General features: G+C 70.4%; 18 protein-coding genes and 1 tRNA gene. 16 read left to right on the top strand and 3 right to left on the bottom strand.

Features of this window, described 5'->3' with window-relative positions; all coding sequences use genetic code 11:
• Positions 1–43: 43 nt before the first annotated feature.
• Positions 44–115 (bottom strand) — tRNA-Arg (locus EDF19_RS17540).
• 134 nt (positions 116–249) lie between these two features.
• On the bottom strand, positions 250–819 hold the full coding sequence (locus EDF19_RS17545) for a hypothetical protein (protein ID WP_123682139.1): 570 nt from the start codon (positions 817–819) through the stop codon (positions 250–252).
• A 59-nt stretch (positions 820–878) separates the two neighbouring features.
• Between EDF19_RS17545 and argS the strand changes: the two genes are divergently transcribed.
• The 9 genes from argS to prmC all read left to right on the top strand — a co-directional run bounded on the left by argS (position 879) and on the right by prmC (position 12,999).
• Positions 879–2,549, top strand: coding sequence for an arginine--tRNA ligase (gene argS / locus EDF19_RS17550; protein ID WP_123682140.1), 1,671 nt, complete (start codon positions 879–881; stop codon positions 2,547–2,549).
• Positions 2,550–2,770: 221 nt separating this feature from the next.
• Complete coding sequence (locus tag EDF19_RS17555; protein WP_185022928.1) at positions 2,771–3,523, top strand: DUF2993 domain-containing protein; 753 nt, start codon at positions 2,771–2,773, stop codon at positions 3,521–3,523.
• 58 nt (positions 3,524–3,581) lie between these two features.
• Positions 3,582–5,015: a diaminopimelate decarboxylase gene (gene lysA, locus EDF19_RS17560; protein ID WP_123682142.1), complete on the top strand. Its 1,434-nt coding sequence runs from the start codon at positions 3,582–3,584 to the stop codon at positions 5,013–5,015.
• A gap of 49 nt (positions 5,016–5,064) precedes the next feature.
• Entirely contained in the window at positions 5,065–6,372 is a 1,308-nt protein-coding gene (locus tag EDF19_RS17565; RefSeq protein ID WP_123682143.1) for a homoserine dehydrogenase, read from the top strand.
• A gap of 72 nt (positions 6,373–6,444) precedes the next feature.
• Positions 6,445–7,524, top strand: coding sequence for a threonine synthase (thrC, locus tag EDF19_RS17570; RefSeq protein WP_123682144.1), 1,080 nt, complete (start codon positions 6,445–6,447; stop codon positions 7,522–7,524).
• A gap of 77 nt (positions 7,525–7,601) precedes the next feature.
• On the top strand, positions 7,602–8,540 hold the full coding sequence (thrB, locus tag EDF19_RS17575) for a homoserine kinase (RefSeq protein WP_123682194.1): 939 nt from the start codon (positions 7,602–7,604) through the stop codon (positions 8,538–8,540).
• A 194-nt stretch (positions 8,541–8,734) separates the two neighbouring features.
• On the top strand, positions 8,735–11,011 hold the full coding sequence (rho, locus tag EDF19_RS17580; RefSeq protein WP_123682145.1) for a transcription termination factor Rho: 2,277 nt from the start codon (positions 8,735–8,737) through the stop codon (positions 11,009–11,011).
• A gap of 3 nt (positions 11,012–11,014) precedes the next feature.
• On the top strand, positions 11,015–12,097 hold the full coding sequence (prfA, locus tag EDF19_RS17585; protein WP_110859015.1) for a peptide chain release factor 1: 1,083 nt from the start codon (positions 11,015–11,017) through the stop codon (positions 12,095–12,097).
• Positions 12,098–12,111: 14 nt separating this feature from the next.
• The gene (gene prmC, locus EDF19_RS17590) at positions 12,112–12,999 is read left to right on the top strand and encodes a peptide chain release factor N(5)-glutamine methyltransferase (RefSeq protein WP_123682195.1); all 888 of its coding nucleotides are present in this window, start codon (positions 12,112–12,114) and stop codon (positions 12,997–12,999) included.
• A 36-nt stretch (positions 13,000–13,035) separates the two neighbouring features.
• Here the strand turns inward: prmC and EDF19_RS17595 are convergent, their stop codons facing one another.
• The gene (locus tag EDF19_RS17595) at positions 13,036–13,689 is read right to left on the bottom strand and encodes an HAD family phosphatase (RefSeq protein ID WP_148071144.1); all 654 of its coding nucleotides are present in this window, start codon (positions 13,687–13,689) and stop codon (positions 13,036–13,038) included.
• 37 nt (positions 13,690–13,726) lie between these two features.
• Between EDF19_RS17595 and EDF19_RS17600 the strand changes: the two genes are divergently transcribed.
• The 7 genes from EDF19_RS17600 (at position 13,727) to EDF19_RS17630 (ending at position 18,739) form a co-directional block, all read left to right on the top strand.
• The gene (locus EDF19_RS17600; protein ID WP_123682147.1) at positions 13,727–14,401 is read left to right on the top strand and encodes an L-threonylcarbamoyladenylate synthase; all 675 of its coding nucleotides are present in this window, start codon (positions 13,727–13,729) and stop codon (positions 14,399–14,401) included.
• Positions 14,398–15,624 (top strand): MraY family glycosyltransferase, encoded by a 1,227-nt coding sequence (locus tag EDF19_RS17605; protein WP_123682148.1) that lies wholly within the window; start codon positions 14,398–14,400, stop codon positions 15,622–15,624. The genes EDF19_RS17600 and EDF19_RS17605 overlap by 4 nt, the downstream gene beginning before the upstream one ends.
• On the top strand, positions 15,621–16,112 hold the full coding sequence (locus EDF19_RS17610) for a hypothetical protein (RefSeq protein WP_123682149.1): 492 nt from the start codon (positions 15,621–15,623) through the stop codon (positions 16,110–16,112). Before EDF19_RS17605 ends, EDF19_RS17610 begins: the two co-directional genes overlap by 4 nt.
• Before the next feature lie 107 nt (positions 16,113–16,219).
• Positions 16,220–17,080, top strand: a complete 861-nt coding sequence (gene atpB, locus EDF19_RS17615; RefSeq protein WP_260217269.1) for a F0F1 ATP synthase subunit A — start codon at positions 16,220–16,222, stop codon at positions 17,078–17,080.
• A gap of 61 nt (positions 17,081–17,141) precedes the next feature.
• Positions 17,142–17,378 carry an ATP synthase F0 subunit C gene (gene atpE / locus EDF19_RS17620; protein WP_027465781.1) on the top strand — a complete coding sequence of 79 codons (237 nt, stop codon included), beginning with the start codon at positions 17,142–17,144 and terminating at the stop codon, positions 17,376–17,378.
• Positions 17,379–17,387: 9 nt separating this feature from the next.
• Complete coding sequence (locus tag EDF19_RS17625; RefSeq protein ID WP_123682150.1) at positions 17,388–17,942, top strand: F0F1 ATP synthase subunit B; 555 nt, start codon at positions 17,388–17,390, stop codon at positions 17,940–17,942.
• Between the two features lie 2 nt (positions 17,943–17,944).
• A complete protein-coding gene (locus EDF19_RS17630; RefSeq protein ID WP_123682151.1) occupies positions 17,945–18,739 on the top strand; it encodes a F0F1 ATP synthase subunit delta in 795 nt (264 codons plus the stop codon).
• Positions 18,740–18,787: the final 48 nt, after the last annotated feature.

Raw genomic sequence — 18,787 nt, forward strand, 5'->3', positions numbered from 1 at the left:
GACTTCGCGAAGCGAAGACGTCACCTTGGCCGGCGATTTCCAGTGCCCCCAGGAGGATTCGAACCTCCGCCCCTGCCTCCGGAGGGCAGTGCTCTATCCCCTGAGCTATGGGGGCCGAGGGGTGTCACCAACCGTAGCAGGTCCCGGGGACGCATCTGCACGTCGCGTGTCGCGCAGACGCGACCCACGATCGGACGGGAGGCGCGGTGCGGCGCCGCCACGCGCCTCCAGTCCGGCAGTGGGGTCGCGTCAGCCTGCCGGGGTCGCCGACGACGTCGGCTGCAGCACCGCGCGGACGGCGTCGACGACGGGTTGGGCGCCTCCCGGCTCGGTGAAGAGCGTCGACTGCGTGGTGATCCAGTACGGGTCCGCGAAGGCGTCCGCGCGCCCGACGCCGTCGTTCAGGGCGAAGTACCCCTCGACGCGGTAGGTGGGGACCGATCCGCCCCGGTCGTACAGGGCGTCCTTCAGGTTCGTGAGCGACTTCTCAGGCAGGTCGGCGACGGCGAGGGTGATCGTGACGGCGTCGTCGTCGCTGGCCACGAACTGACAGACACGTCCGCGTTGCTTCGCGATGGTCGCGGCGGGGGAGCCCTTCGCGGGGGTGAAGTCGTCGTCGAGCGTGAACGTCTTGCCGTACACGGACAGGGCCGAGGTCGGCAGGAGTTCGGCGCAGGTCTGCGAGACCGTCGTGCCGACCGGCGTGGCACTCGGCGTCGGGCTGTCGTCGCCGCCGCCCGAGCAGGCCGACAGCACGAGGACTGCGGCGGATGCGACGGTGGCGATGGTGATCGCCCGGGCGCGGCTGCGGGAGGTCATCTGGTCATGATGACGCATCGTCCGGCGTGCGCCTGGGTGTCCCGGTAGACTCGTCCGCCGTGACTCCTGCCGAACTCTCCGCCGCGTACCTGTCGATCCTGACCGGGATCGTCGAGCGACGAGGCGCGTCCGAGACCGTGACGATCGAGGAGTCCCACGTGGTCCTCGAGCGTCCGAAGAACCGCGCGCACGGTGACTGGGCGTCGAACGCCGCGATGCAGCTCGCGAAGCGCCTCGGCACGAACCCCCGCGAACTCGCGACGGAGATCGCCGGTGAGCTGACCGAGCTCGACGGTGTGGACTCGGTCGACGTCGCCGGCCCGGGCTTCATCAACATCACGCTCGAGGCCGCGGCCGCCGGTGAGATCGCCCGCACCATCGTCGAGAGCGGTGCCGCGTTCGGCAACGGCGACCTCTACGACGGCGTCCGGATCAACCTGGAGTTCGTGTCCGCGAACCCGACCGGCCCGATCCACATGGGAGGCGTGCGCTGGGCAGCGGTGGGCGACAGCCTGGCCCGCGTGTTCCAGGCGCAGGGCGGTCTCGTCACCCGCGAGTACTACTTCAACGACCACGGCGCGCAGATCGACCGGTTCGCCCGCTCCCTGGTGGCGAGCGCCCTCGGCGAGCCCACCCCCGAGGACGGCTACGGCGGCGCGTACATCGCCGAGATCGCGGCGCGGGTCATCGCGACGCTCGACTCCTCGGTCGACGTGAAGGACCTGCCGCGCGACGAGGCGCAGGAGCTCTTCCGCCGCGAGGGCGTCGAGTTCATGTTCGCCGACATCAAGTCGTCGCTGCACGACTTCGGCGTCGACTTCGACGTCTACTTCCACGAGAACGCGCTGCACGAGTCGAAGGCCGTCGAGCGTGCCATCGCCCGGTTGCGTTCGGCGGGCGTGATGTACGAGGCCGAGGGCGCCGAGTGGCTCCGCACGACCGACTTCGGCGACGACCGCGACCGCGTCGTCATCAAGTCCGACGGTGAGCCCGCGTACATCGCCGGCGACCTGGCGTACTACCTCGACAAGCGCGAGCGTGGGTTCGACCGCAACCTGATCATGCTCGGTGCGGACCACCACGGGTACGTCGGCCGGATGATGGCGATGTGCGCCGCGTTCGGTGACGAGCCGGGCAAGAACCTCGAGATCTTGATCGGGCAGATGGTCAACCTGCTCAAGGACGGCGAGCCGATGCGCATGTCGAAGCGCGCCGGCACGATCGTCACGATGGAGGACCTCGTCGACGCCGTGGGTGTCGACGCCGGTCGGTACTCCCTCGTCCGGTTCGCCAGCGACACCGCGATCGACATCGACCTCGACCTGCTGGTCAAGCGCACCAACGACAACCCGGTGTTCTACGTGCAGTACGCCCACGCGCGCACGCAGTCGGTGGCCCGGAACGCCGAGGCCGCCGGGGTCGACCGGTCCGCGTTCGACGCGTCGCTGCTGACGCACGACTCTGAGGGCGCGCTCCTCGGGGCCCTCGCCGAGTACCCGCGCGTGGTGCGTCACGCCGCCGAACTGCGTGAGCCGCACCGGATCGCGCGGTACATCGAGCAGCTCGCGGGGCTGTACCACCGCTGGTACGACTCGTGCCGTGTGACGCCCCTCGGCGACGAGCCCGTGACGGACCTGCACCGCACGCGCCTGTGGCTGAACGACGCCACCGGCCAGGTCGTCCGCAACGGCCTCGGCTTGCTCGGCGTGACGGCCCCCTCCCGCATGTAGCGGAGCGGCGCGCCCCGGGGCACTGACCGCCGAGCCGTTGTCGAATCGCGCCCTCTGACGGTCATCGCGCCCCGGTGAGCGGGGGCGCGATGACCGTGGCGGGGCGCACCCGCCCGCACCCGCACCCGCACCCGCACCCGCACCTGCGCCCGCACCCGCACCCGCACCCCCGCGCCGCGCCTCCAGGCGGGCTGACGGGACCACCTGGCAGGGTGGGACCCATGTCCGTCGCCACCGAACGCCCCCGGAAGCGCCGCTGGCCCGTCGTCCTCGTCGTGGTCGTCGTCGTGCTCGCCGCCCTGGTCGTGATCGCCGAGTTCGTCCTCCGCGGCGTCGTCGACCGCATCATCGCCCAGCAGGTCGAGCAGTCGCTGCCGGACGGCACCACCGGCCAGGTCGAGGCCCACGCCGACGGCATCGTCATCCCGCAGCTCATCAGCGGCACGCTCGACCAGGTCGAGATCTCGTCCGAGAAGCTCACCGTGGACGGCATCCCGCTCGCCGCCGACGTCACCGCGCGGGACGTCCCGGTCGACGGCAAGGGCGACGTCCACGACGTCGACGGGACCGTCACGCTCGCGGCGTCGAGCGTGAAGGACCTGGCGAAGTACAGTCCGCTGTTCGACCGGCTCAGCCTGGTGGACGGCGGCGTCGAGCTCTCCGGCTCGACCGCGGTGCTCGGCTACGACATCACCTACGCGGCGAAGGGCGACGTCGTCGCGCAGGACGACGGCCGCGGCATCACGATCACCCCGAAGAGCGTCCGGATCACGAACTCCGACCTCGGCCTCAAGGTGGACTCGATCCCCGGTGTCTCGAACGTGCCGGTCGAGGTCTGCACGGCGCAGTTCCTGCCCGAGGCGCTGCGGGTTCGGTCGCTCGACGTCTCGAAGACGGATGCGACGGTCCGCGTCACCGCGGACGCGCTGCCGCTCAACGAGGAGGGCCTGCAGACGGTCGGCAGCTGCAGCTGATCACGTGGCTGCGTCACACGGCCGGGAGGCGCGGCTCGCGTCGGTAGGATCGGGTCCCGTGAGCGAGAACCCCCTTGCACCGCCGCGGCTGCGGTTCCCGACGGACGCCTCCGAACTGGTGGACCGCATCTGGCCCGCGTCGGCGACGCGGACCGACGGCGGCGCCCTGGCGATCGGCGGCGTGACCGCCGCCGACCTCGTCGCGCAGTTCGGCACGCCGCTCTACGTCGTCGACGAGCGCGACGTGCAGTCCCGCGCCGTCCGGGTGCGCAACGCGTTCTCCGAGGCGTTCGAGGGCATCGGCACCCGAGCGCACGTGTACTACGCGGGCAAGGCGTTCCTGACGACCCAGGTCGTCGCGTGGATGGCGGAAGCCGACCTGCGCGTCGACGTCTGCACCGGCGGTGAACTCGCGGTCGCGCTGGCCGGCGGCATCGACCCGGCGATGCTCGGGTTCCACGGCAACGACAAGTCCGACGCCGAGATCGCCCGCGCGGTCGAGGTCGGTGTCGGCACGATCGTGCTCGACAGCCACGAGGAAGTGCAGCGGGTCGCCCGTGCCGCAGCCGACGCCGGTGTCGAGCAGCGCGTGCGCATCCGGATCAACAGCGGTGTGCACGCCTCGACGCACGAGTACCTGGCGACCGCTCGCGAGGACCAGAAGTTCGGCATCCCGCTGACCGAGGCGGTCGCAGCCGCCGAGGCCGTCCGCGCGGAGCCGTCGCTCGTGTTCGTCGGGCTGCACTCGCACATCGGTTCGCAGATCTTCGACGAGTCCGGCTTCCGCGAGGCCGCTCGGCGCCTGATGGACGTGCACGCCACGCTCGTCGCCACCGGACCCGTGCCGGAGCTGAACCTCGGCGGCGGCTGGGGCATCGACTACACCGAGGCCGACTCCGCGTTCGCGCCGGAGGACGTCGCCGACGCACTCGCCGCGATCGTCGCCGAGGCCTGCGCCGAACGGGACATCCCGGTGCCCGAGATCGCCGTCGAACCCGGCCGCTACATCGTCGGCCCCGCCGGCATCACGCTCTACCGCGTCGGGACGATCAAGCCCGTCACGCTCGAGACGGGCGACGGCAGCGACGCCCGCACCGACGACGCGGAAACCGGCCACGCCACCCGCACCTACGTCTCCGTCGACGGCGGGATGAGCGACAACGCCCGTCCCGCGCTCTACGGCGCCGACTACACGGCCAGGCTCGCCCGGACCTCCGAGGCCCCGGCGGTGCTCACCCGCGTCGTCGGGAAGCACTGCGAGAGCGGCGACATCGTGGTGAACGACGAGTACCTGCCCGGTGACGTGCACCGCGGTGACCTGCTCGCCGTCGCGGCCACCGGTGCGTACTGCTGGGCGCTGTCGAGCAACTACAACCACGTGGGTCGTCCGCCCGTCGTCGCCGTGGCGGACGGCACAGCCCGTATCCTCGTCCGGGGCGAGTCGATCGACGACCTCCTCGCCCGCGACACCGGGGTCGCGCCCGTGGCCTGACGCCCCCGGCCACGACCTGCGACTCCCGACGAACAGGAACCAACACCAGATGATCGAATACCGCAACGTCCGCGTCGCGCTGCTCGGGGCCGGCTCGGTCGGTTCCCAGGTCGCGCGGCTCCTCCTCGAGCACGGTGCCGAGCTGGCCTCGCGCGCCGGTGCCGGCCTCGAACTCGTCGGGATCGCCGTGCGCGACGTCGATGCTCCCCGCGACGTCGACCTGCCGAAGGAGCTCTTCACGACGGACGCCGAATCGCTGATCCTCGGTGCGGACATCGTCGTCGAGCTGATCGGCGGCATCGAGCCCGCTCGGACCCTGGTGCTGCAGGCGCTGCAGTCCGGTGCCGACGTGGTCACCGGCAACAAGGCGCTCCTGGCGACCCACGGTCCGGAGCTCTTCGCGGTGGCCGAGCAGGTCGGCGCGCAGCTCTACTACGAGGCCGCCGTCGCCGGGGCGATCCCGATCATCCGACCGCTGCACGACTCGCTCGCCGGTGACCGCATCGAGCGGATCATGGGCATCGTCAACGGCACCACGAACTTCATCCTCGACCTGATGGACCGCAAGGGCTCCACGTTCGAGGACGCCCTGGCCACCGCGACCGAGCTCGGGTACGCCGAGGCCGACCCGACCGCCGACATCGAGGGCTACGACGCTGCGCAGAAGGCCGCGATCCTGGCCTCGCTCGCGTTCCACACCTCGGTGCCGCTCGTCGCCGTGCACCGCGAGGGCATCACCCACATCACGATCGAGCAGGTCCGCGCGGCGCGGAAGGCCGGGTACGTCGTGAAGATCCTGGCGACGGCCGAGCGGCTGACCGACGAGAACGGCCGCGAGGGCGTCAGCGCCCGCGTGTACCCGGCGCTCGTGCCCGAGTCGCACCCGCTCGCGAGCGTGCACGGCGCGAAGAACGCCGTGTTCGTCGAGGCCGAGGCCGCCGGCGACCTGATGTTCTACGGTGCAGGCGCCGGTGGTGTCGAGACGGCCTCCGCGGTCCTCGGCGACCTGGTGTCCGCCGCCCGCCGGCACGTCATCGGCGGCCCCGGCATCGCCGAGTCGACGCAGTCCGACCTGCCCGTCTTCCCGATCGGCACCGTCCGCACGCGCTACCAGATCACCCTGCACGTCACGGACGCCCCCGGCGTGCTGTCGGCGGTCGCCGGGGTGCTGGCCACGCACGGCGTCAGCGTCGAGACGGTCGAGCAGACCACGGCCGGTGCGTCCGAGGGCACCGCGGCGCTCGTCATCGGCACGCACCTGGCGCGCGAGGCCGACCTCGCGGACACCGTCGTCGCCCTGCGCGGCGAGGACGTCGTCCTGGACGTGACCAGCGTCCTGCGCGTCATCGGCGCCTGACGCGGCCACGGGCCTCCAGGCCGACCAGCCCACCCACCCCACACCGATCCACCGGACAGAGAGAGAAGCCTGATGGCCCACCAGTGGCAGGGAGTCCTGCGCGAGTACGCCGACCGACTCGACGTGACCGAGGCGACGCCGATCGTCACGCTGGGTGAAGGCGGCACGCCGCTCATCCCGGCTCGTCGGCTGTCCGAGCGCACCGGCGCGAACGTCTACGTCAAGTTCGAGGGCATGAACCCGACCGGCTCCTTCAAGGACCGCGGCATGACGATGGCGATCTCGAAGGCCGTCGAGCACGGTGCGAAGGCCGTCATCTGCGCCTCGACCGGCAACACCAGCGCCTCGGCCGCCGCGTACGCAACCCACGCCGGCATCACCGCCGCCGTGCTCGTGCCCGAGGGCAAGATCGCGATGGGCAAGCTCAGCCAGGCCGTCGCGCACGACGCCCAGCTGCTCCAGGTGCAGGGCAACTTCGACGACTGCCTCGACATCGCTCGTGACCTGGCGGCGAACTACCCGGTGCACCTCGTCAACTCGGTGAACAACGACCGCATCGAGGGGCAGAAGACCGCCGCGTTCGAGGTCGTCGACGTCCTGGGCGACGCGCCGGACTTCCACTTCCTGCCGGTCGGCAACGCGGGCAACTACACCGCGTACTCCCGCGGGTACCGCGAGGACGTCGCCGCGGGCCGCACCACGAAGCTGCCGCGCATGTTCGGCTTCCAGGCCGCCGGTTCCGCCCCGATCGTCCGCGGCGAGGTCGTCAAGAACCCCGACACCATCGCGTCCGCGATCCGCATCGGCAACCCGGCGTCGTGGCAGTTCGCCCTCGAGGCCCGCGACGAGACCGACGGCTACTTCGGCGCGATCTCCGACGAGGCCATCCTCGCCGCGCACCACATCCTGTCGGCCGAGGTCGGCGTGTTCGTCGAGCCCGCGTCGGCCATCGGTGTCGCCGGTCTGCTCGAGCGTGCCGACGCGGGCGTCGTGCCGAAGGGCGCGACCGTCGTCATCACGGTGACCGGCCACGGTCTGAAGGACCCGCAGTGGGCGCTCCGCACCGAGGACGGCAGCGAGGTCACCCCGACGAGCGTCCCGGTCGACACCAAGTCGATCGCCGACGTGCTCGGACTGGTCAGCGAGCAGTGAGCCTCGACCGCTCGTCCGGACCGGGGGAGGGCATCACCGCCCACAGTGCTGTACCGGCCGGACGGGCGGTCCGTGCCGTGCCCGCCGGACGCGCCGTCCGCGTGCGCGTCCCCGCCACGTCCGCGAACCTCGGTCCGGGGTTCGACTCGCTCGGGCTCGCACTCTCGCTCTACGACGAGGTCGTCGTGCAGGTGCGTCCGGAGGCCGGCGCGACGGTCACGGTCGAGGGCGTCGGCGCCGGTGAGGTCGCCACCGACGACTCGAACCTCGTCGTGCGCGCTGTCCGCCGTGGCCTCGAGCACGCCGGGGTCGAGCAGCCCGGCCTCGAGCTGCACGCCACCAACGCCATCCCGCACGGTCGGGGCCTCGGGTCGTCGGCCGCTGCGATCGTCGCCGGGCTGATGGCTGCCCGCGGGCTGCTCGAGGGGATCGCCGAGCTCGACGCGTCGACGCTCCTGACCCTCGCCACCGAGATGGAGGGTCACCCGGACAACGTCGCACCGGCGCTCTTCGGCGGCCTGACCATCGCGTGGATGACGGCGGAGGGGCCCGCGTACAAGCGGCTCCTGGTGCACCGGGGTGTGTCGCCAGTGGTGTTCGTGCCGACGTCCACGCTCTCGACGAAGCTCGCGCGTTCGCTGCAGCCGGAGAACGTCCCGCACGCCGACGCGGCGTTCAACGTCTCCCGCTCGGCGCTCCTCGTCGCCGCGCTCATCCAGAGCCCCGAGCTCCTGCTCGCCGCGACCGAGGACCGCCTCCACCAGGCGTACCGGGCGAGCGCGATGCCGGAGACCGACGCACTGATCGGTCTGCTCCGGCAGCACGGCCTCGCCGCCGTCGTCTCCGGTGCCGGACCGAGCCTGCTCGTGCTCGGCAGTGACCCCGCGCAGCGCCTCACCGCCGCGGATCTGCTGGACCGACACGCCGAATCCGAGTGGCGCGCGCTCATGCTGGCCGTCGATCTCGGTGGTGCTACAGTGGTGCCGCACTCGGCGCTCGAAGCCGAACCCGCGTAGTCTCACGGACTGCTCGTGCCACGGACCATCCGTCCATGGCCAGCTCCAGCGCATCGCAGGGTCCGGTGCGCGGGGGCACTCTCTTTCTGATCACCGAATCCCGGTCCGTCGTCTGAACGGCGGTCGATGCATACCCGTGCATCCGGGACGGTGGAAACTCTCCGCGTTCTGCGGTTCGAAAGGAAACACCGACCTTGACCGACAACAACTCCACCCAGGTGGAGATCCCCAGCGACCTGCGCGCCCTCCGACTGCCGGAACTCCAGCGCATCGCCTCCTCGCTCGGCATCACCGGGCTCTCCAAGCTCCGCAAGGGCGACCTGATCGCCGCCATCGAGGACAAGCGCCCCGTCACCGACGAGGCACCGGCAGCAGCAGAGGCAGCAGCACCGGCGGCGTCGCCGGCCGCGTCGCCCGTCACCGAGCAGCCCACGCTGCCCGAGCCCGCAGCGTCCGGCGCTGCAGCCCCGGAGACCGCTGCACCCGCAGCGGCACCGGTCGTGGACCCCGAAGCGCCCGCCGCTTCGTCCGCTGCCGCCGCCGACACCGAGCCGGCCGCGCCGTCGCGTGCCCGTCGTTCGCGCCGCGCCTCGTCCGGTGGCACCGTGAACGCCGGCCCGACCTCGGCCGCCGAGCACACCAACGCCGGTCACACCGGCACCGAGGACCTGCTCGCCGGGCTCGACCAGGTGCGTGCCGAGAAGGACGCCCAGGAAGCCGCCACCCAGACCGGCGGGCAGCGTCGTGGCCGTGGTCAGCGTGGCGCCGACCAGCAGGCCAAGCAGCAGAACGAGTCGGCCGAGCAGCAGACGCCGACCTCGGCCCCCGCGCAGGCGGACCAGCGGGCGCAGGACGCCGACGGCGAGTCCCAGGACCAGTCCGGCGACCAGAGCGACCAGAACGACCAGAACGACCAGAACGACCAGCAGGGTGACGGCGGTTCGCGTCGCGGCCGTCGCAGCCGTGGTCGCGGCCGTGGCCGTGGACAGAACGGCGAGAACGGCGAGCAGCAGAACGGCGACCAGAACGCCGGTCAGCAGCAGGGCCAGAAGCAGAACAACGGCGACCAGCAGAAGGGCGAGGCCAAGCAGGGCGACGCGAAGCAGGGCGACGCCAAGCAGGACGACCGCGCCGAGCAGAAGCAGCAGGCGGCCGCCCAGCAGAAGCAGAACCAGCAGAAGCAGAGCCAGCAGCAGAACCAGCAGCAGGCCGCCGACGAGAGCGAGGGCGGCCGCAGCCGTCGTCAGCGTGACCGCAAGCGCGGCCGTGGCGGCCAGAACGACGACTTCGAGCCCGAGGTCACCGAGGACGACGTCCTGATCCCGATCGCGGGCATCCTCGACGTCCTCGACAACTACGCGTTCGTCCGCACCACCGGGTACCTGCCGGGCCCGAACGACGTCTACGTCTCCCTCGGCCAGGTGAAGAAGTACCACCTGCGCAAGGGTGACGCCGTCGTCGGCTCGATCAAGCAGCCGCGGGACAACGAGCAGCAGAGCCGCCAGAAGTACAACGCGCTCGTCACCGTCGACTCGGTCAACGGCCAGACCGCGGACGAGGCAGCAGCCCGTGTCGAGTTCTCGAACCTGACCCCGCTGTACCCGAACGAGCGCCTGCGTCTCGAGACCGAGCCCTCGAAGGTGAGCACCCGCATCATCGACCTCGTGTCGCCGATCGGCAAGGGCCAGCGCGGCCTGATCGTCTCGCCGCCGAAGGCCGGCAAGACCGTCGTGCTGCAGGCCATCGCCAACGCCGTCGCGAAGAACAACCCCGAGGCGCACCTCATGGTCGTCCTCGTCGACGAGCGGCCCGAAGAGGTCACCGACATGCAGCGCACGGTGAAGGGCGAGGTCATCGCCTCGACCTTCGACCGTCCCGCCGAGGACCACACCACCGTCGCCGAGCTCGCCATCGAGCGTGCGAAGCGCCTGGTGGAGCTGGGCCACGACGTCGTGCTGCTGCTCGACTCGATCACCCGTCTGGGCCGCGCGTACAACCTGTCCACCCCGCCGTCGGGCCGCGTGCTCTCCGGTGGCGTCGACTCCGCGGCGCTCTACCCGCCGAAGCGCTTCTTCGGTGCGGCGCGCAACATCGAGGACGGCGGCTCGCTGACCATCCTCGCCACGGCGCTCGTCGAGACCGGTTCCAAGATGGACGAGGTCATCTTCGAGGAGTTCAAGGGCACCGGCAACATGGAGCTCCGCCTCAACCGGCACCTCGCCGACAAGCGGATCTTCCCGGCCGTCGACGTGAACGCCTCCGGCACCCGTCGCGAGGAGCAGCTGCTCTCCGCCGACGAGGTCAAGATCACCTGGCGTCTGCGTCGTGCCCTGGCGGGTCTCGACCCGCAGCAGGCCCTCGAGATCGTGCTGCGGAACCTCAAGGAGACGCAGTCGAACGTCGAGTTCCTGGTGCAGGTCCAGAAGTCGGTCCCGACAACCGGCGGCTCGCACAACGGTCACCAGGAGTAACGCGTGTTCGAGTCGGTGGCAGGGCTGCTGGCGGAACACGAGGACCTGACGCAGCAGCTGTCGGACCCCGCGCTCCACGCCGATGCGGCCCGCGCGAAGAAGGTGAACCGGCGCTACGCCGAGCTCAACCAGATCAAGTCCGCGTACGAAGCCTGGCAGGCGGCGGGGGACGACCTCGCCGCCGCCCAGGAACTCGCACGTGAGGACTCGGCGTTCGCGGACGAGGTCCCCGGGCTCGAGGAGCAGCTGTCGGAGCGCCAGGAGCGTCTCCGCCGGCTGCTCATCCCGCGCGACCCGGACGACGGCCGTGACGTCATCATGGAGATCAAGGGCGGCGAGGGCGGCGAGGAGTCGGCGCTGTTCGCGGCCGACCTCCTGCGGATGTACTCGCACTACGCCGAGACCAAGGGTTGGAAGGTGGAGCTCCTCGAGCGCACCGAGTCCGACCTCGGTGGCTACAAGGACGTCCAGGTCGCGATCAAGTCGAACACGACCGATCCGTCCCAGGGCGTCTGGGCGCACCTGAAGTACGAGGGCGGCGTGCACCGCGTGCAGCGTGTGCCGCAGACCGAGTCGCAGGGCCGGATCCACACCTCGACCACCGGCGTGCTGGTGTTCCCCGAGGTCGACGAGCCGGAAGAGGTCCAGATCAACCAGAACGACCTCAAGATCGACGTCTACCGGTCCTCCGGCCCCGGCGGGCAGTCCGTCAACACGACGGACTCCGCGGTCCGCATCACCCACCTGCCCACGGGCATCACGGTGGCGATGCAGAACGAGAAGTCGCAGCTGCAGAACCGTGAGGCCGGCATGCGCGTGCTCCGTGCACGCATCCTCGCGCGTCAGCAGGAGGAACTCGACGCGATCGCCTCGGACGCGCGCAAGTCGCAGATCCGCGGGATGGACCGTTCGGAGCGGATCCGCACGTACAACTTCCCGGAGAACCGCATCGCGGATCACCGCACCGGGTACAAGGCGTACGACCTCGACCGCGTCATGAACGGCGCGCTCGAACCCGTCATCCAGTCCGCCATCCAGGCGGACGAAGAGGCACGTCTGGCCGCCATCGGCGACCAGGACGCCTGATCGGTGTGACCGGACTGGAGGCCCGTGGCGGCTCTGACGGGCCCGTCACGTTCGCCGCGGATCGCCTGCTCGAGCAGGCGGCCGCGGCGCTCGTCGCCGCCGGCGTCCCGACGCCCCAGGTCGACGCCGAGCTGCTGCTCGCGTGGGCGACCGACACCTCCCGCGGTGCGGTCCAGGCACGGGCGATGATCGGGGGCGCCATCGCCTCAGAGCACGTCGAGCGCTTCCGGCACGCCGTCGCCCGTCGGAGCACCCGCGAGCCGCTGCAGCACATCACCGGGCAGGCGTACTTCCGTGCGCTGACCCTGGCGGTCGGACCGGGCGTCTTCGTGCCCCGGCCGGAGACCGAGGGCGTGGTGCAGTTCGGCATCGACGCGCTCCGGGCGGTGGCCGTCCCCTCGCCGATCGCGGTCGACCTCGGTTCCGGCAGTGGCGCCATCGCGATCGCCATGGACACCGAGGTGCCGAACGCCGTGGTCTACGCCGTCGAACGCTCGCCCGAGGCCCTGCCCTGGACCCGGCGGAACATCGACGCCCACGGCGGTACGGTCCGACTCGTCGAGGGCGACCTCGCCGACGCGCTGCCCGAGCTCGACGGCACGGTGTCGGTCGTCGTGTCGAACCCGCCGTACGTCCCCGACGACGCGGTCCCGGTCGACCCCGAGGTCCGCGACCACGACCCCGCGATGGCCCTGTACGGCGGCCCGGACGGTCTCGATGCGGTCCGTGCCCTCGCCGAGACGGCGTGGCGGTTGCTCGTGCCAGGGGGAGTGCTCGTCATCGAGCACGCCGAGCCGCAGGGCGCCGGTGTCCGCGACGTGCTGGCGCGTCGGGGGTTCCGGACCCCGGAGACGCACGTCGACCTCACCGGGCGCGACCGAACGACCACCGCCACGCGCTAGACGGACGCGAGCCGCGCCTCCAGGCCGGTGACGGGTCTACGCGACCGGAGTCGCCGTCTGATGCTGCGACACGACGAAGGCGCGGACGTGCTCGCGCAGGTCCGTGTCGTGCTCGACGAGGACGGCGTGGATGCCGACGCTCCGAGCGCCCGCGATGTTCTCCGGCATGTCGTCGGCGAAGAACGTGCGGTCGGCGGGGACGCCGTGGTGTTCGAGCGCGCGGCGGAAGACCTCCGGCTCGGGCTTCCTGGCGCCGAAGTTGCTCGACGTGTCGAGGTGCTCGCCGAACAGGTCGGGCAGGGACGGCGCCCAGCGGTGGATCCACCGGCCGGCGAGGGGACCGTTGTTGGTGAGCAGTCCGACACGCCCGTGCTCGGAGGCGATCCGGACGGCCTCGATGCGCTCGGGCAGCTCCGTCATCGCGGAACCGCGGATCCGGGCCCACTCGGCCTCGGGGACGTCGCACTCCATGGCCTGCTCGAACGCGGCGAGGTAGGCGTCGCCGTCGGCGAAGTGACCGGCCTCGGCGCGCATCTCCTGGCCGCAGTCCCACCAGCGCCGCCGGAGCTCCACGAACTCGTGTCCGGTGAACTCGGAGAGTGCGGCCATCCGCACCTGCCAGTCGTACCGGACGAGCACGTCGTCCATGTCGAAGAGGAAGAGGAGCGGGGGCGCTGGGGTCTCGTTCACGATGTCCTCCATTGTGTCGCACTATCATCGTCGAGTCATGGCATCCCGATACGACTGCACCGACTCCGACGGGCTCCTGACCGGGATGCGGCTCGCACGTGCCGCCCTCGGGCGCGGAGAGCTCGTCGTCGTCCCCACCGACACCGTCTACGGCCTCGCCGCGGACGCCTTCAGCGCGACTGCCGTGCAGCGCCTGCTCGACGCGAAGGGCCGGACCCGGCAGTCGCCGCCGCCGGTGCTCATCCCCGGTCCGCCGACCCTCGACGCGCTCGCGAGCGACGTGCCGCAGCAGGTGCGAGACCTCGTGGCCGAGTTCTGGCCAGGCGGGCTCACCGTCATCCTGCGCGCCCAGCCGTCCCTCGACTGGGACCTCGGCGAGACGCGGGGCACGGTCGCCCTGCGGATGCCGGACTCCCGGATCGCGCTCGAGCTCCTGCAAGAGGTCGGACCCCTCGCCGTCTCGTCGGCGAACTCGACCGGCGACCCCGCTGCGATGGACGTCGACGACGCCGAACGGATGCTCGGCGACAGCGTCGCGGTGTACCTGGACGGCGGCGCGATCGGTGCGCACGACGGCTTCGAGGCCTCCACCGGCTCGACGATCGTCGACGCCACGGGGCTGTCGGACGGCGGCAAGCTCCGCATCGTCCGGCACGGGGTGATCTCCGACGACGAGATCATCCGGGTCGTCGGAGCCGACCTCGTCACATGAAGTACTACCTGCTCGCGGGGGCGATCGCCGCGGTCGTGAGCTTCCTGGTCAGCTTGCTCGTGTGGAAGCTCGGCCTGAAGTACAAGTGGTACCCGAAGGTCCGCGAGCGGGACGTGCACCGCACGCCGACGCCGCGGCTCGGTGGGATCGCGATGTACATCGGGGTCATCGTCTCGCTGCTCGCGGCCTGGTTCCTGTTCCCGTCGATCGCGGGGACCGACTACTTCCGGCTCGTGTTCTCGGAACCCGGCCGCGTGCTCGCGGTGCTCGGGGGAGCGACCATCATCGTCGTGCTCGGTGTCGCCGACGACATCTGGGACCTCGACTGGATGACGAAGCTGGCGGGGCAGATCATCGCCGCCGGCATCCTCGCGTGGCAGGGGGTGGCGATCGTGTCGCTGCCGATCGGCAACACGCTCGGCGTCGGGTCGTCCTACATGAGCCTGATCTTCACCGTGCTGGCGGTGGTGCTCGTGATGAACGCGGTGAACTTCATCGACGGGCTCGACGGCCTGGTCGCCGGGGTCGCGATCATCGCCGGCGGGGTGTTCTTCCTCTACACGTTCTTCATCAACCGCGTGGTCGTGCAGACCGAGTTCTTCTTCAACCTGCCGTCACTGCTGACCGCGGTGCTCGTGGGGGCGTGCTTCGGCTTCCTGATCCTCAACTGGCACCCCGCGAAGCTGTTCATGGGCGATGCCGGGGCACTCCTGGTCGGGTTCCTGATGGCGACCAGTGCGGTGTCCGTCACCGGCAACATCGACCCAGCGGCGGTCCAGACACGCCAGGCGCTCCTGCCGGCCTTCATCCCGATCCTGCTGCCGTTCGCGATCCTGATCGTCCCGATCCTGGACTTCGGGCTCGCGGTCACCCGGCGGTTGAGCGCCGGCAAGTCGCCGTTCTCCGCCGACCGCAAGCACCTCCACCACCGCCTGCTCGACATGGGGCACTCGCACTTCCACGCCGTGCTGATCTTCTACGCGTGGACCGCCACCGTCGCGGTCGGGTGCCTGCTGTTCCTCTTCGTGGACTGGTACTGGGTCGTCGTGTTCGTCGCCGTGGGCTTCACCGTGTGCGCCGTGGCCACGTTCGCCCCGCTCGGTCGCAAGCGCACCGAGATCGCCGCCCAGACCGCCAACCGTTCCGCCGCCGTGGTGGACGCCAGCCTCGACCCGCTCGACCGGGCCGCCAACGACCGCACGATCCCAGGAGACATCACGTGACCGCACCGAACGCGCTCGACCACGTCCGGCCGGTGTTCCGCCGCATCATCACCTGGGGCGCGATCCTCGCCGTCGCACTGGCGGTGGTCGGGGGAGTCGTCGGGTTCCTCGTCGCCGGTGGCCCCGGCCTCGTCGGCGGGCTGCTCGGCGCCGTGCTGAGCGTCGTGTTCCTCGGCCTGACCGCGGTGAGTGTCCTCGTCGCGCTGCGGGTCTCGAAGGGCCAGATGATCTCCGGTGCGTTCTTCGGCATCGTGATGGGCACCTGGATCCTGAAGTTCATCCTCTTCATCGTGCTGCTGGTCCTGCTCAAGGACCGCGACTGGGTCGACTTCCCGGTGCTCGCGATCGTGATCATCATCGGGGTCGTGGGGTCGCTCGTGATCGACGTCGTCGCCGTGGCGAAGGCCCGCATCCCGATCGACGTGCAGCTGCCGGGCGACGGGGGAGCCGCCTCCGGGAAGCCTGGGAACGACGACCCCGCCATCTGAGAGGCCGGGAAGCCTCTCGCACCTGATAGGCTTCTCGGAGTCCGCCACCGGAGCCTTTCGCTCGGGGCGGGCGAGCCTCCACAACGTCCACCATCGCGTGCCATGATGTGCGCGCGCCGACACAGGAGACAGCGCTGCTATCCCACGCTCTTCCCCTGTCCCTCTCCGCTGCGGTTGACACCGTCGCGGCGGGGAGCAGCAAGGCCGCCGAGTTCCATGGTCCGTCGATCAACGAGTTCTTCCCGGATGCGATCTTCTTCGCCGGGACGCCGTTCGAGATCGATCGGGTCGTCCTCATCCGCTTCTTCGCCGTCGCCGTGCTCCTGGTGTTCGCGTTCGTGGGTACCCGTGCACTGAAGCTGGTGCCGAACCGCGGTCAGGCGTTCATCGAGTACGCGTTCGACGTCGTTCGTCGCAACACCTTCGACAACCTCGGCGAGAAGGACGGCAAGCGGTTCCTGCCGCTCCTCGCGTCGATCTTCTTCGGTGTGCTGTTCATGAACCTGACCGGTCTGATCCCGGGCATGAACCTCGCCGGCACCAGCCGCATCGCGATGCCGATGATCCTCGCGATCATCGCCTACGTCGCGTTCATCTACGCCGGTCTCCGCAAGCACCCGGGCACGTTCCTCCGGAACTCGCTCTTCCCGCCCGGGGTGCCGTGGTTCCTCTACATCATCGTGACGCCGATCGAGCTCGTGTCGACCTTCGTGCTCCGTCCCGTGACGCTGACGCTGCGACTCCTGATGAACATGGTCGTCGGGCACCTGCTCCTCGTCCTGTTCTTCTCGGCCACGCAGTTCTTCTTCTTCGACGCATCGCTCGGCTTCAAGGCCTTCGGCGTCGGGACCCTCGCGTTCGGCATCGCGTTCAGCTTCTTCGAGATCCTCGTCGCGCTGCTGCAGGCCTACGTCTTCATGCTCCTCACCGCCGTCTACATCCAGCTGGCGCTGGCCGACGAGCACTGATTCCTCACTGACCCCCTACGGGACCGGCGACCGTCGGACCCGCACCTCGAAAGGAAAACACGTGGACGCAACGACCGTTCTCGCGGAGATCAACGGCAACATCGCGACGGTTGGCTACGGCCTCGCAGCGATCGGCCCGGCCATCGGTGTCGGCATCGTCGTCGGCAAGACGATCGAGTCCGTCGCTCGCCAGCCCGAGCTCCAGGGCCGCCTGACGACCCTCATGTACATCGGTATCGCCTTCACCGAGGCCCTGGCCTTCATCGGTATCGCCACGTACTTCATCTTCACCAACTAAGGTTCCTCGATGCAGAACGCACTCATCATCGCGGCGGAGGAAACGCACAATCCGCTGATCCCGCCGGTGTACGACATCGTGTGGTCCGCGGTGGCCTTCGTCATCATCTTCCTGGTGTTCTGGCGTGTCGTCACGCCGCGCATCACGAAGATGCTCGATGAGCGCACCGAGGCCATCGAGGGTGGCATCAAGAAGGCGGAGGCCGCACAGGCCCAGGCTGCCGCGGCGCTCGACGAGTACAACACGCAGCTCGCCGAGGCTCGTGCCGAGGCTTCTCGCATCCGCGAGCAGGCTCGCGCCGACGCCACGGCGATCGGCAACGAGGTCCGCGAGCAGGCGTCCGCCGATGCAGCACGCATCACCGCGAACGCCCAGGCGCAGATCGAGGCCGAGCGTCAGAGCGCCCTCCAGTCGCTCCGGTCCGAGGTGGGCACCCTTGCCCTCGACCTCGCGTCCGGCGTGATCGGCGAGTCGCTCAAGGACGACGCCAAGTCGACCGCAGTGGTCGACCGCTTCCTCGCCGACCTCGAGGCCTCGCAGGCCACGAAGACCGGAGAGCACTGAGCATGCGCAGCGCGACCAGAGAAGCACTCGCGTCCACCAGGGCGGTGCTCGCCGACCTCGGCAGCAGCGCTGACCTGGCCGTGGGTGCCGAGATCCTCGCCTCCGGGCGTGCGATCGCCGGTGCGCCGCAGCTGCTCGGGCTGCTGTCCGACCCGACGGCCGACGCGGCCGGCAAGAAGGTCCTCATCGACCGTGTCTTCGCCGGCCAGGCAGCGGCGACGCGTGCGGTCCTGACCGCGGTGGCCGGCTCGCGCTGGTCCTCGCAGCAAGACCTGCTCGCCGGCATCGAGGACGCGGGCATCCGCGCCGTCGCCGCCACCGCGGGTCCGGACTCCTCGATCGAGTCTGAGCTGTTCGCCTTCGAGACCGCCGTCCGTTCGGACGCCGGCCTCGAGCTCGCGCTCGGCACCAAGCTCGGCAGCCCGGAACAGAAGGGCGCGCTCGTCGAGCGGCTGCTCGGCGCCAAGGCGTCGCAGCAGACGATCACGATCGTCTCCGCGCTCGTGCAGCAGCCCCGCGGCCGCCGCATCGGCGAGATCGTCCGCGATGCTTCGCGCATCGTGGCCGAACAGGCCGGCAAGCTCGTCGCGACCGTCGTCACGGCCTCGGCCATGACGGCCGCCCAGTCCGCCCGCGTCGCACGCGGCCTGGCTGAGCGCTACGGCAAGGACATCAGCATCAACCAGGTCGTCGACCCCTCGGTCGTCGGCGGGGTCCGGGTGCAGATCGGCGGCGACGTCATCGACGGCACCGTGTCCACGCAGCTCTCGGAGCTCCGGCTCCAGCTCGCCGGCTAGGCGTACGGTCGAAGCCGCTCCTCCCAAGTCCACAACGGGAACTGCCGA

Source organism: Curtobacterium sp. PhB115 (assembly GCF_003752025.1).
Taxonomy (GTDB): domain Bacteria; phylum Actinomycetota; class Actinomycetes; order Actinomycetales; family Microbacteriaceae; genus Curtobacterium.